The sequence below is a fragment of the Urbifossiella limnaea genome (genome assembly GCF_007747215.1).
Classification (GTDB): Bacteria; Planctomycetota; Planctomycetia; order Gemmatales; family Gemmataceae; genus Urbifossiella; species Urbifossiella limnaea.
Window position 1 is genome coordinate 2,896,984 of sequence record NZ_CP036273.1, and the last position, 15,236, is coordinate 2,912,219.

At 69.9% G+C, this 15,236-nt stretch carries 11 protein-coding genes; 10 read left to right on the plus strand and 1 reads right to left on the minus strand.

The genetic code is table 11. From position 1 onward, the window contains the following. The first annotated feature begins 13 nt into the window (after window positions 1-13). The 7 genes from ETAA1_RS11725 to ETAA1_RS11755 all read left to right on the plus strand — a co-directional run bounded on the left by ETAA1_RS11725 (window position 14) and on the right by ETAA1_RS11755 (window position 9,176). The gene (locus tag ETAA1_RS11725) at window positions 14-1,405 is read left to right on the plus strand and encodes a sigma-54-dependent transcriptional regulator (RefSeq protein WP_145237977.1); all 1,392 of its coding nucleotides are present in this window, start codon (window positions 14-16) and stop codon (window positions 1,403-1,405) included. Window positions 1,406-1,486: 81 nt separating this feature from the next. Then, a complete protein-coding gene (mutL, locus tag ETAA1_RS11730) occupies window positions 1,487-3,382 on the plus strand; it encodes a DNA mismatch repair endonuclease MutL (RefSeq protein ID WP_145237980.1) in 1,896 nt (631 codons plus the stop codon). A 12-nt stretch (window positions 3,383-3,394) separates the two neighbouring features. After that, entirely contained in the window at window positions 3,395-4,594 is a 1,200-nt protein-coding gene (locus ETAA1_RS11735) for a methyltransferase (protein WP_145237983.1), read from the plus strand. Continuing rightward, on the plus strand, window positions 4,591-5,661 hold the full coding sequence (locus ETAA1_RS11740) for an alpha/beta hydrolase family protein (protein ID WP_145237986.1): 1,071 nt from the start codon (window positions 4,591-4,593) through the stop codon (window positions 5,659-5,661). Before ETAA1_RS11735 ends, ETAA1_RS11740 begins: the two co-directional genes overlap by 4 nt. 130 nt (window positions 5,662-5,791) lie before the next feature. After that, window positions 5,792-5,989 carry a hypothetical protein gene (locus ETAA1_RS11745; RefSeq protein ID WP_145237989.1) on the plus strand — a complete coding sequence of 66 codons (198 nt, stop codon included), beginning with the start codon at window positions 5,792-5,794 and terminating at the stop codon, window positions 5,987-5,989. 9 nt (window positions 5,990-5,998) lie between these two features. Then, window positions 5,999-7,117 carry a pyridoxal phosphate-dependent aminotransferase gene (locus ETAA1_RS11750; RefSeq protein ID WP_202920836.1) on the plus strand — a complete coding sequence of 373 codons (1,119 nt, stop codon included), beginning with the start codon at window positions 5,999-6,001 and terminating at the stop codon, window positions 7,115-7,117. Between the two features lie 109 nt (window positions 7,118-7,226). Continuing rightward, window positions 7,227-9,176, plus strand: coding sequence for a sigma 54-interacting transcriptional regulator (locus tag ETAA1_RS11755; protein ID WP_145237992.1), 1,950 nt, complete (start codon window positions 7,227-7,229; stop codon window positions 9,174-9,176). Window positions 9,177-9,179: 3 nt separating this feature from the next. On the opposite strand, the gene mutS is transcribed toward ETAA1_RS11755, so the two are convergent. Further along, window positions 9,180-11,744: a DNA mismatch repair protein MutS gene (mutS, locus tag ETAA1_RS11760; RefSeq protein WP_238389424.1), complete on the minus strand. Its 2,565-nt coding sequence runs from the start codon at window positions 11,742-11,744 to the stop codon at window positions 9,180-9,182. 298 nt (window positions 11,745-12,042) lie between these two features. On the opposite strand from mutS, the gene ETAA1_RS11765 reads away from it, so the two are divergent. The 3 genes from ETAA1_RS11765 (at window position 12,043) to ETAA1_RS11775 (ending at window position 15,210) form a co-directional block, all read left to right on the plus strand. Then, window positions 12,043-13,461: a KamA family radical SAM protein gene (locus ETAA1_RS11765; protein WP_145237995.1), complete on the plus strand. Its 1,419-nt coding sequence runs from the start codon at window positions 12,043-12,045 to the stop codon at window positions 13,459-13,461. Between the two features lie 67 nt (window positions 13,462-13,528). After that, window positions 13,529-14,551 carry a D-alanine--D-alanine ligase family protein gene (locus ETAA1_RS11770; protein ID WP_145237999.1) on the plus strand — a complete coding sequence of 341 codons (1,023 nt, stop codon included), beginning with the start codon at window positions 13,529-13,531 and terminating at the stop codon, window positions 14,549-14,551. A 38-nt stretch (window positions 14,552-14,589) separates the two neighbouring features. After that, window positions 14,590-15,210 (plus strand): Uma2 family endonuclease, encoded by a 621-nt coding sequence (locus ETAA1_RS11775; protein ID WP_145238002.1) that lies wholly within the window; start codon window positions 14,590-14,592, stop codon window positions 15,208-15,210. Window positions 15,211-15,236: the final 26 nt, after the last annotated feature.

Below are 15,236 nucleotides of genomic sequence, written 5' to 3' on the forward strand. Positions count from 1 at the left end.
CGCCGGGGTAGACATGTCCGCCGCGCCCGAGCCGCTGCAAGTTCTCGTCATCGACGACGACAAGCTGCTAGCCGAGACGATCGCCGAGAGCCTGGAGCGCCGCGGCCACGCCGTCACCGTCGCCACCAGCGGCCGGGCCGGCTCCGCGAAGCTCGACAGCGACCCGTTCGACGTGGTGCTGACGGACCTGCGCATGGCCGACGTGGACGGCCTGGCCATCGTCGAGAAGGCCCGCAAGGTGCTGCCGGACGCGGAGGTGTTCGTCGTCACCGGGTACGCCGAGGTGAAGACGGCCGTGGAGGCGATGAAGCGCGGGGCGTCGCACTACCTCACGAAGCCGCTCGACCTGGCCGAGCTGCGGGCGGTCGTGGACAAGTCGGCCGAGCGGGTTCGTACCGTCCGTGACCTGCGCCGGCAACTGGACGAGAAGTTCGGCTACGAGGGCGTCGTCGGCAACAGCCCGCGGATGCAGCGGGTGCTGCAACTCCTCAAGGCGTACGCCCCGACCACGGCCTCCGTGCTGATTCTCGGCGAGAACGGCACGGGAAAGGAACTGGCCGCGCGGGCGCTGCACACCAACAGCCCGCGGAAGGGGCGGCCGTTCGTGGCGATGAACTGCGCCGCGCTCAACGAGAACCTGCTCGACGACGACATGTTCGGCCACGAGGACGGTGCGTTCACCGGGGCGCGGGGGCGGCGGGCCGGGCGGTTCGAACACGCCAACGGCGGCACCCTGTTCCTCGACGAGGTGGGCGACATGCCGCTCGCCCTCCAGGCCAAGCTGTTGCGGGTGCTGGAGAACGGCGAGGTGACGCGGATCGGTGCCAACGACTCGATCCGGGTGGACGTGCGCATCCTCGCCGCGACGAACCGCGACCTGGAGGCCGCGATCAAGGACGGCAAGTTCCGCCTCGACCTGTACCACCGGCTGAAGGTCGGCGTGGTGAAACTCCCCGCCCTGCGCGAGCGGCGCGAGGACGTGCCGCAGTTGGCGGCGCACTTCCTGAAGGATTTGGCGAAGCGCCACGGCAAGGTGGTGCCGAAGGTGGCGCCGGCGGTGTGGAAGGCGCTCGAAGCGCACGACTGGCCGGGCAACGTCCGCGAGCTGCGGAACCTTCTCGACTCGATGCTCGTCCTCGACCTCGACGGCGAGCTGACGCTCGACGACCTGCCCGAGGATTCGGGCCTGAAGCCGGCGGCGGAGGGTGGCGGGCTGGCGTCGGGCAGCGATCAGCTGATCGGCCGGCCGCTGGCGGAGGTGGAGCGGTACTACATGGAGAAGGCGCTGGAGCTGACGACCGGGAACCGCGAGGAGGCGGCCCGGCTGCTCGGCATCGGCGAGCGGACGCTGTACCGCAACCTCCAGAAGTGGAAGAATGAGGGGAGCGGGGACGAGGCCGACTGACCGTCGGCGATACGGGTCAGTCGCACTGCCAGCCGGCAACTGAGCTTCCGCCGCCCCCGGCCGCCGGCCGATAGTAGACGCATGGCCCGCATCCAGCAACTTCCGCCGCACGTCGTCGCCAAGATCGCCGCCGGCGAGGTCATCGAGCGGCCGTCGTCGGTCGTCAAGGAACTCGTCGAGAACTCCATCGACGCCGGCAGCACCCGCATCGACATCGACCTGGAGGTCGGCGGCACGGAGCTCATCCGCGTCGCCGACGACGGCCACGGAATCGAGCCGGACGACCTGGCCCTCGCCTTCGCCCAGCACGCCACCAGCAAGCTAACGTCCGCCGACGACCTGTTCGCCATCAGCTCCATGGGCTTCCGCGGTGAGGCGCTCGCGTCGATCGCCGGCGTCGGCAAGGTGACGCTCCAGTCGCGGCCGCCGGCGCTCGCCAGCGGGTGTGAGGTGCGGTGCGACGGCGGCGACCTGTCGGCGGTGCGGCCGTGGAACGGGTCGCCGGGCACGCGGGTCGAGGTGCGGCACCTCTTTTACAACGTGCCGGTGCGGAAGAAGTTTCTCAAGAGCGTCGCCACCGAGCTGGGCCACGTCTGCGAGACGGTGACGCGGCTGGCGCTCGGGAACCCCGGCCTCCACCTCGTGCTGCGGCACAACGGCAAGCTCGTGTATGAGGTCCCCGCGACGGCCGGACTCGCGGACCGCATCGGCCTGTTCTTCGGCGCCGAGGTCCGCGACACGCTGTACGAGATCGACAGCGGCCCGGGCCGGCAGCGGGTCGTCGGCTACGTCGCCGACCCGAAGTGCGACCGCGGCAACGCGAAACTGCAATACCTGTTCGTGAACGGCCGATGGTTCCGCGACCGTAGCCTGGCCCACGCGCTGCAAGAGAGCTATCGCGGGCTGCTGATGACGGGCCGGTACGCCGTCGGCTTCCTGTTCCTGACGGTGCCGCCGGACAGTGTGGACGTGAACGTCCATCCCACGAAGGCGGAGGTCCGCTTCCAGGAAAACTCGCTGGTCTACTCCCTGGTCCGCGCCACGGTGAAGGCCCGCTTGCTCCGCGAGAACCTCGTACCGTACCTGGCTGCTCCCGCCGGCGAAGCCGTGGGCGCCGGCCCGCGCTCCGAGGCGCCCGACACGCCGGCGCTGTTCTCGCCGCGGCAGGCGGTGTCGGACCGGACCGTCGCACCGTGGGAGATGCCGCCCGCGGCGTGGCGGGCAGAGCTCGTCGCGCCGCCCGAAGGGCGCGCGGCCGATCCGTTCGCGGGGCTCGTGCGCACGGCGGCAGCTGCGCCGCGGCTGCCCCTCGACGCGCCGGCCGGTGCCGAAACCGTCCCGACGGCCGAACCCGCTCCGCCTCCCGCGGCCGGCGCCCCGGAACTCACGCCGTTCCCGCTGCCGCCGCCGGGCACCGCGCTGCAGGTTCACGACTCGTACCTCGTGCTCGAAACGACCGACGGGATGCTCGTGATCGACCAGCACGCGCTGCACGAGCGGATCCTCTTCGAGCAGTTCCGCCGCCGCATCCGCGACGGCAAGCTCGAAGTGCAACGGCTCCTCATCCCGGAGCCGATCGACCTGCCGGCCGAGCAGGCGGCGCTCGTCCTCGAGGCGGCCGACACCCTCCGCGAACTCGGCCTCGACGTGTCCGACTTCGGCGGCAACACGGTGCTGCTGGCGAGCTACCCGACGCTCCTCGGCCGCCGGCCGCCGCACGAGATTTTCCAGGGCGTGGTCGATTACCTGCTCACGAGGGAGCGCCCGCCGACGCGAGACGCTCTGCTCCACGACCTGACGGCGACGATGGCCTGTAAGGCGGCGGTGAAGGCCGGCGACCGGCTGTCGCCGGAGGAGATTTCGTACCTGCTCCACCTCCGCGAGATGGCCGAGGACAGCCACCACTGCCCGCACGGCCGGCCGACGTCGCTCCGGTTCACCCGGCACGAACTCGACAAGCAGTTCGGCCGCGTCTGATAGCATGACCGCATGAGTGACCCGCGTTCGATCGTCACCGCCGCCGTGCTCGGCCCCGGCTTCCGCCGGGGCACGTTCGCCGGCGTGGCCCGGGGCGAGAACCCGGCCGGCTGGGTCCGGGTGGTCGTGCGGCCGGTCGAACTCCGTGGGGGGCGCCAACTCCAGTTCGCGTACTACGACGCCCGCCAGTGTCGAACGCACAACGTCAGCCGCGGCGAGTCCGAAGCCCGACTCGATCAGCTGATGTCAGTCGGATTCTCTGCCGTTCACCTCGACACAGACGCCGGCGGCACCGACATCCGCCTCTCGAAGAAAGGGAAGGTGCTCGTCGGTCGCACGGCGCCGGCTTCGGCCGCCAGCACGGCTCACAACCGCGAGAAGGACCTGCCACTCCCCGAGGGCCGCGCCGACCACCTGCTCGAAGCGATCGGCGTCATGACGCCCGACGGCCGCGTCCGGCCGACGATGCGGGCGAAGTTCACGCAGGTGAACGAGTTCCTCAAGCACCTCGACCACAAGCTCGACGACGCCGGCTTGCGCGGGCTCGGCCGGCCGGTCGAAATACTCGACTGCGGCTCCGGCTCCGGGCACCTCACGCTCGCGGCGCACCACTACCTCAACGACGTGCTCGGCATCCCCGCCCGCGTCACCGGCGTGGACGCCAACCCGCACGTTGTGCAAAAGTCGGCGGCTGCCGCGGACCGAATCGCAGCCGACGGGGCCGGCTTCGCCTGCGCCCGCATCGGCACGTTCGGCGGGCCCGCGGACGTCGTTCTCGCCCTGCACGCCTGCGACACCGCCACCGACGACGCACTCGCGCAGGCGGTCCGCTCCGAGGCCCGGTTGGTGCTGAGCGTACCGTGCTGCCATCAGGCGTTGAATCCCGTCGTGAAGTCGAACGGCCCCGCTACGGTACTTCGGCCCGTGCTGCGCCACGGCATCTTGCAGCAGCGCACCGCCGACATCCTGACGGACGCCCTGCGGGCGCTCGCGCTGCGGATCATGGGCTACCGCACGGACGTGGTCGAGTTCGTGAGCCCCGAGCACACGGCCCGCAATCTGATGATCCGCGCCACCTCCGGCCTGCCCGTCGGTGACCCGACGTTCGTTGCCGAGTACCGCGAGCTGTGCCGCTTCTGGGGCGTGACGCCGTACCTCGAAACCGCCCTCGGCGACCCGTTCCGCCGCCTCGTCCGGGAGGAACCGACGTGATTCGTCTTGCCCCGCTCGCGCTGCTCGTGTTCGCCGCCGACCCCGCTCCGCGGCTGCCGCGCGAGAACCTGCTCCTCTACCGCGCCGCCGACGGCACCGCCGCCGAGGTGAAGACCGTCGCCGACTGGGAGAAGCGGCGGGCCGAGGTCGTCCGCGGGATGGAGTCGGTGATGGGGAAGTTCCCCGGTGCCGACCGGCGTGGGCCGCTCGACCTGAGGATCGAGTCGGAGACGGACGCGGGGAGCTACGTCCGCCGGCTCGTGACGTACAGCTCGACTCCCGGCGGCCGCGTGCCGGCGTGGCTGCTCGTGCCCAAGACTGCCCTCGACGGCAAGAAGAAGGCGCCCGCGGTGCTCGCGCTTCACCCGACGGACAACACCATCGGGCACGACGTGGTGGTCGGCCTCGGCGGCAAGGCGAACCGCGCCTACGCCGCCGAACTGGCCGAACGCGGATACGTCGTCCTCGCCCCGAGCTACCCGTTGTTGGCGAAATACCAGCCGGACCTGAAGGCGCTCGGCTTCGAGAGCGGCACCATGAAGGCCGTCTGGGACAACTCCCGCGGCCTCGATCTGCTCGAATCGCTCCCCTACGTCGAGGGGAAGAAGTTCGCCGCGATCGGCCACTCACTCGGCGGGCACAACTCGGTGTACGCCGCCGTGTTCGACCCGCGGCTGGTCGCGGTCGTCAGCAGTTGCGGTCTCGACTCGTACTCCGACTACTACCGCGGCGACCCGAAGAACTGGGAGCCGGAGCGCGGGTGGTGCCAGACGCGGTACATGCGGAAGCTCGCCGACTACAAGGGCCGCCTCGCCGACATCCCGTTCGACTTCCACGAGATGGTCGGGGCGCTCGCCCCGCGGCACGTCCTGATCGTCGCCCCGACGCGAGACTCCAACTTCCGTGCCGACAGCGTGGACCGAATCGCCGCGGCGGCCCGCCCTGTGTTTCGTCTGTACGGCCACCCGGACCGGTTGCGGGTCGAGCACCCCGAGTGCGAGCACGACTTCCCGACCGACATGCGCGAGGCCGCCTACAAGCTGTTCGATTCGGTGCTGAAACCCTGACCGGCCCGCGATTTCCGCAGAATTCGGGCCGATTTTCACCACAACTGACGGCCGGGAGCGAACAATAGAGTAAACGGAGGTGTCGAGACAGGGGCGGCCGGGTGGTCCGGCTACTTCCGGGAGGTTGCCCATGACCCGCTATCTGACCGGACTGTTCGCCGACGCGCCGGCCGGGGGCTACACCTACACCGGCGGCGACCCGGCTCATACCACCGGCGACCCGATGATCGGCTGGCTGATCGTCGCCGGCGTGGTCGCGGTTGTCGTGTTCGTCGCCTGGGTGGTCGCCCGCGTCGGCGATCTCGACAGCGTGTCCGACAAGCCCTGAGCCTGTTGCATGATCCCCGAATCCTGGCTGGCGGAGCGCACCCGGCACATCGAGCTGTCGGGCATCCGCAAGGTGTTCGAGCTCGGCAAGTCGCTGAAGAACCCCGTCAACCTCAGCATCGGTCAGCCGCACTTCCCGGTCCCGGAGCCGGTCCGGGAGGCGGCCAAGGCGGCCATCGACGCCGGCCACAACGGCTACACCGTGACGCAGGGTGTGGCCGAGTTGCGCGACCGCCTCGCCGCCGACGCCGCGGCCCGCTTCCCCGGCCAAGACCGCGACGTGCTCGTCACCAGCGGCACGAGCGGCGGGCTACTACTGGCGCTGATGGCAGTCGTGAACCCCGGCGACGAGGTCGTGACGCCCGACCCGTACTTCGTCGCCTACCCCCACATGATCACTCTCGCCGGCGGCCGCATGGTGCCGGTCCCGGGCTACCCCGACTTCGCGCTCGACCCCGACCGCATCGCCGCCGCGATCACGCCCCGGACGAAGGTGATTCTGCTGTCCACGCCGTCGAACCCGACCGGCGTTGTGGCGACACCGGAAGCGCTGAAGGCGGTCGCCGAACTGGCCCGCGAGCGCGGCGTTCTCCTGATCAGCGACGAGATTTACCGGGCATTCCACTACGACGGCCCGGCCCGCAGCCCGGCCGAGTGGGACGAGAACGTTCTGGTCGTGGAGGGCTTCGGCAAGACCTACGCGATGACCGGGTGGCGGCTCGGGTGGGCGCACGGCCCGACGCGGCTCCTGGCCGAGATGGCGAAGTTGCAGCAGTTCACCTACGTATGTGCCCCCAGCATGGCCCAGCACGCCGGGGTCGCGGCGCTCGACTACGACGTGACCGAACTCGTCGCCGACTACCGCCGCAAGCGCGACCGGCTGTGCGAGGCACTGCGCGGCCGCTACGAGCTCGCCGTCCCCGGCGGGGCGTTCTACCTGTTCCCGAAAGCTCCGTGGGGCACGGGAACGGAGTTCGTGTCGGAGGCGATCCGCAACAACTTGTTGGTCATCCCCGGCGGCACGTTCAGCGGCCGCGACACGCACTTCCGCATCTCCTACGCGGCGACCGACGAGACGCTGGACCGGGGGATCGAGATTCTGAATCGGCTGGGCGAACGGCCGGCGTGAGCCGGCTGGTCGTTGGTACGGGTGCCTACCACCCCCACCAACCGGCTCACGCCGGCCGTTCGCCAGTCCTCACCTTCCCCCGGACCGGCCGGCGGCTTATCGTGACGGCATGGCCGCCGCCCCACCCAGTGCGTTTCTCGTCGCCCGCCGGGACGACGGGTTTGGGGACGTGTACCCGCTCCAGGACGGGACGCGCTACACCCTCGGCCGCGCCCCCACCAACCGCGTCGTGCTCCGCGACGACCTGTGCAGCCGCGAGCACGCCGAGGTCTTCCCCGCCGAGGGCGGCTGGTTCGTCCGCGACCTCGGGAGCCTCAACGGCACCCACCTCAACGGCGAACAACTCCGCCGCGAGCAGCGGCTCACGGCCCGCGACGACCTTCGCGTCGGCCGCGTCGAGTTCGTGTTCATCGAAGACCTGACGCAAATCCCGGACGTGCCGCAGCCGGCGGCGTCGCGGTCGTCGGACAAGTCCGACGGGATGGCGATCAAGAAGCGCCTCGGGCAGACCAAGTACCACCCGCCGATTCCCGCGCCGTCGGCCGCGCCGCCGACCGAGCCGGCCCGCACCGACAGCCGGGTGTCGCCGTCGCAGGCGCTGGCCATCCTGTACCGCCTCGCCCTCGACATGGCCGACGCCGCCACGCCCGCCGAACTCGGAGAGTTGGTCGTGGACGCCGCGTTCCGCGCCACGCCGGCCGAGGTGGGGGCGGTGCTGGCACTCAAGGAAGGCCGCGAGTTCGAGCCGGTGGTGTACCGGCACCGCGGGGCCGGTCACCCGACGTACCACAAGGTGTCCAACTTCGTCAGCCACGAGGTGCTGGGCACGAAGCAGGCCATCCTGGCGGAGAACGTGGCCCTCGAGCGGGCGCTGAAGGACCGCGACAGCATCGCCGACCTGAAGGTGGCCAGCCTCATCTGCGCCCCGGTGATCGTCGAGGATCAACTCATCGGGCTGTTCCACCTCTACCGGGCGCACATCACGCACCCGCTGAACGCGGACGACCTGGAGTTCACGCTCGCCGTCGCCCGCCAACTCGGCACCGCGTGGCACCGGCTGCGGAAGCAGGCGACGCTGTCCGTCGAGGTGCGTAACCTCAAGGACCAGCTCCGCATCGAGAGCGAGATGGTCGGCGACAGCGCCGGCCTGGCGACGATCGAGTCGCAGGCGAGCCGGGTCGCTGCCACGAAAGCCACGGTGTTGATCCGCGGCGAGAGCGGCGTCGGCAAGGAACTGGTGGCGCGGGCGATCCACTCGCGCAGCCCCCGCAAGGACGCGCCGTTCGTGACGCTCAACTGCGCGGCCCTGACCGAGACCCTGTTGGAGAGCGAGCTGTTCGGCCACGAGAAGGGGGCGTTCACCGGCGCGACCGAGCGGATGATCGGCAAGTTCGAGGCGGCCGACACCGGCACCATCTTCCTGGACGAGATCGGCGAGATGGCACAGACCACGCAGGCGAAGTTCCTGCGCGTGCTGGAGGGGCAGGCGTTCGAGCGCGTCGGCGGCAACACGCCGATCCGGGTGGACGTGCGCGTCGTCGCGGCGACGAACCGGCCGCTCGAAGAAGCCGTGCGTGCGGGCACGTTCCGCCGCGACCTGTTCTTCCGGTTGCAGGTGGTGCAGCTGGACGTGCCGCCGCTGCGAGACCGGCCGGAGGACGTGCCGCCGATCGCCGACCACTTCCTCAAGCGGTTCGCCCGCGAGACCGGCCGCAAGATGCGCGGCTTCACCCCCGCCGCGGTGGACAAGCTCAAGGGCTACCGCTGGCCGGGGAACGTCCGTGAACTGCGGAACGTCGTGGAGCGCGCGGTGGCGCTGGGGACCGGCCCGGTCGTCGACGCGGTCGACATCTGGCTGAGCGAACTGGACGTCGGCGGCCCGGTGATCGGCTCGGCGCCGGGCGTGTACCGGCCGGAGACGATCGACGACGTGGAGAAGCGGCACATCGAGGCGACGCTGAAGTACACCGACTGGAACAAGTCGCAGGCGGCGGCGATCCTCGGGATCGAGCGCTCGACGCTCGACCGGAAGATCAAGGGGTACAACCTGGCGCGCTGAGGCTCAGAACGGCGGCCCGTTCGGGTCGTCGAACAGGGTCGGCCCTGCGGGCTTTCGCTTCGGCGCTTCCGGCGGCGCGACCGGCGTCGGCGTCGGCTTCTTCCGCGTCGGTTTGGGTTCCGGCGGCTTTGGTGCCGGCGTCTCCACCGCCGGCGGCGGTGTTCCGACGGGCAGCTGGTGCCGCGCTTCCAGGGTGCCGAGTACCGACTCGGCGCGGGCCAGCACCGGTTCCGGAACGCCCGCCAGCCGGGCGACGTGGATGCCGTAGCTCTTGTCGGCGTTGCCCGGCCCGATCTTGTGCAGGAACACCACGTCCTTCTCGTGCTCCTGGACCGTCACGTTGTAGTTCCGCAGGTTCGGCAGCGTCGCCGCGAGCTGCGCGAGTTCGTGGTAGTGCGTGGCGAATAGCGCCCGACAGCCGACCGCCCCGTGCAGGTACTCGGTGATGGCCCACGCGAGCGACACGCCGTCGTACGTGCTGGTGCCGCGGCCGATCTCGTCGAGGATGACCAGGCTGCGCCGGGTGGCGTTGTTCAGGATGTTCGCCGCCTCCGTCATTTCGACCATGAACGTGCTCTGGCCGCGGCTCAGTTCGTCGCTGGCGCCGACGCGAGTAAAGATGCGGTCGGTCAGGCCGACGGTCGCGGCCTTCGCGGGGACGAAGCTGCCGACGTGGGCCATAAGTGTGAGCAGCGCCACCTGCCGGATGAACGTGCTCTTGCCGCTCATGTTCGGCCCGGTGATGAGCCAGAAGGTGCCGGCCTCGGGGCCGAACGCGGCGTCGTTCGGGACGAACGTGCCCGGCGGCAGGATCACGTCGAGGACCGGGTGGCGGCCGTCCTTGATGTCGAGGACGGGTTCGTCAACCAGCACCGGGCGGACGTAGTTGCGGGACGCGGCCAACTCCGCGAGAGCCGCAAGGAAGTCGGCCGCGGCGAGCACGTCGGCGGTGTTCAGGAGGCGGTGCGTCTGCGCGGCCACCTGCTCGCGGAGCTGGTTGAACAGCTGTAGCTCCAGCGCCTGGCTCTTCTCCTGCGCGGACAGCACCTTCTCCTCGTACTCCTTCAGCTGCGGCGTGATGTAGCGCTCGGCGTTCTTCAGCGTCTGCTTGCGGACGTAGTCGGCCGGCACGCGGCCGGCGTTGGCGTGCGTCACCTCGATGTAGTAGCCGTGGACCTCGTTGTACCCGACCTTCAGGCTCGTGATGTTCGTCCGCGTGATCTCCGCCGCCTGGTAGCGGGCGATCCACCCTTTGCCTTCGCTGGACAGCTTCCGCAGCTCGTCCAGGTCGGGGCTGTAGCCCTCCTTGATCACGTCGCCGTCCTTCGCGGACAAGGGCGGGTCAACCTTTAGGGCTCGGTCGAGGAGGTCGCGGAGGTCGGGACACAGTTCGAGCCGCTGCTCCAACGCCGCCAGCAGCGACGAGCGGCGGCCGGACAGCTTCGCCTTCACGGCGGGCAACAGGCGGAGCGTGGCGGCGATCTTCGCCAGGTCCGGCGGCGTGGCGCGGGCCGTCGAGACGCGCGTGGCGAGGCGTTGAATGTCGGAGCAAGCGTCGAGCTGGTCGCGGAGCTGGCCGCGGAGGGCGTGGTCCTTCACCAGTTCCTCGACGGCGTCGAGCCGGGCCGTGATCGCGGCGCGGTCGGTGAGCGGGGCCAGCAGGCTGTCGTGGAGCATCCGCGCGCCCATCGGCGTGACGGTGCGGTCGAGCACGGACAGCAGCGAGCCGTCGCGCTGGGCGTCGCGCAGGGTGCGCGTCAGTTCCAGGCTGCGGCGCGTGACCTCGTCGAGCGTCAGGAGCGTGTCGGGCCGGTGCGGCTGGAGGCGGCGCAGGTGCGACAGGCTGGCCCGGAGCGTCTCCTGCAAGTAGACGACGATCGCGCCCGCGGCCGTGAGGCACGGCTGGTCGTCCTCGAAGCCGAAGCCGGAGAGCGTCGCCACCTGGAAGTGCGTCTTGAGCGCTTGCGTCGCGGTCGTCGGGTCAAACGTCCAGTCCGGCCGGGGCGACCGCGTCCGCGGCATGACGACGCTCGCCGCTTCCGTGATCGTGCCTGCCTGTCCATCCGCGTAAAGCACCTCGGCGGCGTTGAGGCGCGCGAACTCGTCGGTCAGCCGCGCGGCGGGCACGTCGGCCGCGCCGAAGACGCCGGCGCTGAGGTCGACCCACGCCACGCCGAACACGCTGCTTTTCGTGGCGAAAACGGCGACGAGGTGGTTCGGCGACTTCGGGTCGAGCAAGCCCTCCTCGGTGACGGTGCCCGGCGTGACGACGCGGTTCACCTCGCGGTGGATGATCTTCTTCTTCGGGTCCGGCTCCTCCATCTGCTCGCACACGGCGACGCGGTGGCCGGCCTTGATGAGCTGACCGAGGTAGTGCTCCAGGCGGTGCACCGGCACGCCCGCCATGGGCACGGTGCCGTCGCGCTTCGTGAGCGTGAGGCCGAGCACTTTGGAGCCCAACTCGGCGTCGTCCTCGAACAGTTCGTAGAAGTCGCCGTTGCGAAAAAGGACAAGCATTCCCGGGTGAAGCGCCTTCGCGTCGCGGTACTGTTGCAGCATCCGGCTCATGGCGGTCCCGCGCGGCTCGTCGGTGTCGGAAAGAGAAGTGTATCGGCGCGCGCGGCGGCGCGGGATGCCGGGAGCTGAGGCCGAAGTGCGCCGTGTCGCGCCGGTGTTGCGGGAAAAAGTGGGAAATTCCGCGCGGCAACGGCGGACGCTCAACTTGTTTTTCACACACCCCGCGTTACGATCTGTTCTTAAGGTGTACGTCGCGCTTCGCGCACTCAAGGCGTCGCCCCCCCGCAGTGCCGGTCGTCGTCGGATGACACCGGCCCGGGTTAAGAGGCCCGTGGAGGCGAAACCCGGCATGGCCGAACCCGACACTCGCCCGAGCACGACGCCGGCCGCGAGCGGATTCGACGACGACGAGCCCCCGAGTCGGTCGCGGCGGCTCCCCGCGTGGCAGGACGTCCCGGACCACCTCTGGACCGACTGGCGGTGGCAGACGCAGAACTCGGTGCGCTCCGTTCGCCAGCTCCGCACCCTGCTCACCTTCTCCCCCGCCGAGCTCGAAGCGATCGGCCGGATCGAGAGCGAGTACAAGCTCGCCATCCCGCCGTACTACTTCTCGCTCATCGACCCGGACGACCCGTTCGACCCGATCCGCCTCCAGAGCGTGCCGTCGCCCCTGGAAGCGCAGAACCAGTCGGGGTACGAGCTGGAAGACCCGCTCGAGGAGGACAAGGACTCGCCGGTGCCGGGCCTCACGCACCGGTACCCCGACCGGGCGCTGCTCATCACCACGCCCAACTGCTCGATGTACTGCCGGTACTGCACGCGCAAGCGCGCCACGCTCACCCGCGGCGGCTGGGAGGGGATCAGCGCTGACGACGAGCGGATGATCGACTACGTCCGCCGCACCGAGAGCATCCGCGACGTGATCGTCAGCGGTGGCGACCCGCTGACCCTGCCGGTCGGCAAGCTCCGCTATTACCTGGACAACCTGAAGGCCATCGACCACGTGGACGTGATCCGCATCGGCACCCGCGTGCCGGTCACGCTCCCGCAGCGGCTGTTCGACCAGGAACTCATCGACCTGCTGGCGTCGGCCGAGAAGGTGTACATCCAGACGCACTTCAACCACCCGCGCGAGATCACGCCGGAGTCGGCGCGCGTGGTGAAGGCGCTGCTGAAGGCCGGGATGCCGGTGAACAACCACTCGGTGCTGCTGAAGGGCGTGAACGACGACCTGGGCACGATGCGCGAGTTGCTCCGCGGCCTGCTGCGGATCAAGGTCCGGCCGTACTACCTGTTCCACTGCGACCCGGTGACCGGTGCCGGCCACTTCCGCACGAGCGTGTGGAAGGGGCTCGAGATCATGGAAGGCCTCCGCGGGCACATGAGCGGCATCGGCATCCCGACTTACGTGGTGGACAGCCCGCACGGCGGCGGCAAGATTCCGATGATGCCGAACTACCTCGTGAGCATGGCCGACGATGCGGTCGTGCTGCGGAACTACGAGGGGATGCTGATCCGTTACCAGGCCGAGGACAAGCCAGGTTTGTCGCCGGCCGCCGGCCCGCGGACCCGCGGCGTGAGCGCGCTGCTCCAGGGCGACAAGACGCAGTTGATGCCCGAGGGGAACGAACGGATGGAGCGCCGCCGGAGGATGGAAGTGCTGGACCCCGGCTACGAGGCGGGCTGCGGCGGCGGCGACTCGGACGGGCCGCCGGGTGTTCTGCCGCTGCCGGTGATGAACGGCCGCCACGCGGCGTCGAACGGCTGAAGCCCGAATCGTGAAACCTGAAAAGCCCGGGGACAGCCGTCCCCGGGCTTTTTTGTCGGAGCCACCCATGCGGATCGGCATCGCCTGCACGCTGAAGCCGGACGGCCCGCCACCGCCCGGCGCCAGTGACGACTGGGCCGAGGAGTTCGACTCGCCGGCCACCGTAGAGGCCGTCGCCGCCGTGCTGCGGTCACTGGGTCACGACGTCCGCTCGCTCGGCGACGGCCGGCCGTTCCTCGAAGCCGTGATGGCCGACCCGCCGGACCTGGTGTTCAACTTCGCCGAGGGGCAGGGCGTGTCGCGGTCCCGCGAGGCCCGTGTGCCGGCGGTGTGCGAGATGCTCGGCGTCCCCGTCACCGGCTCCGACCCGCTCGCGCTCGCCGTCGCGCTCGACAAGGACATGACCCGCCGCCTCGTGGAAGCCGCCGGTCTGACAGTGCCGAAGGGATTCACACTCGCGCCGCCGCCGGGCGAGTACGACGGCGAGTACGCCGAGTTCCCCGCGCTACTCGAAGCCGCCGGCCTGACGTGCCCGGTGATCGTGAAGCCCGCCCTGGAGGGCAGCAGCAAGGGCATCCGCCGCACGGCGCTGGTGCGGACGCCCGAGGAGTTCGGCCCCACGGTCGTGGCGCTGTGGCAGGAGTACCGCCAACCGGCGCTGGTCGAGGAGTTCATCGTCGGCGACGAGGTGACGGTCGGCATCGTGGGGAACGACCCGCCACAACCGCTGGGCGTGATGCGTGTGGTCCCGAAGGAGTCGTCGGCCGAGTTCGTGTACAGCCTGGAAGTGAAGCGCGCCTGGGACGGCGTGGTGAGCTACGAGGCGCCGGCGAAGTTGCCGCGCGACGTGTACGCGGCGGTGGAGGCCGACGCGCTGGCGGCGTTCGCCGCGCTCGGCTGCCGGGACGTGGCGCGGGCCGACTTCCGCGTCCGCGACGGGGTGCCGTACTTCCTGGAGATCAACCCGCTGCCGGGGCTGAACCCCGACAGCGGTGACTTGTGCTACCTCGCCTACCGCATGGGCCACACCTACGCCGACCTGATCCGCCTGATCTTCGGCGCCGCAGCGACGCGCTGCGGGCTCGCCTGAGGCGTGGTAACATTGGTGGTTACCGCGGAGTCCACGAGATGAGCGCGATCCCGAAGCGAAAGCTGACTGAGGCCGAGTACCTCGAAATCGAGCGCGCCGCCGAGTTCAAGAGCGAGTTCTACGACGGCGTCATGTACCCGATGCAAGGCCCGGCGGGCGTCGTTGGCATGGCCGGCGCCACCTTTGACCACAATAAGATCAAGGAGAACGTGGCCCGGGCCCTCGGCAACGCCCTGGAAAGCGGTCCGTGCGAGGCGCTGTCAAGTGACATGCGCGTGAAGGTGCGCGCCACCGGCCTCCACACGTACCCGGATGTTGTCGTCTACTGCGGCACGCCAGAGTTCCTCGACGACGAGAAGCGTGATACCCTGCTGAATCCCACGGTCATCGTCGAGGTCCTGTCCGAATCGACGGAGAAGTACGACCGGACGACGAAGATGATGCACTACCGGCGCATTCCGTCGCTCCGCGAGTACGTCATGATCTCCCAAGAGCAGACGCACGCAGAGCGGTACGTCCGGCAGACGAGCGGGCGGTGGTTGCTGATCGAGTACGATGACCCGGCTGGTGCGCTCGACCTGGAGTGCATCTCCGTCGAGATACCCCTCGCGGCGATCTACCGCGGCGTCCGACTGCCCGAGAACCCGCCGTTGCGCTGAGCCGCGGTCCGCTCGTAACGGCTGTG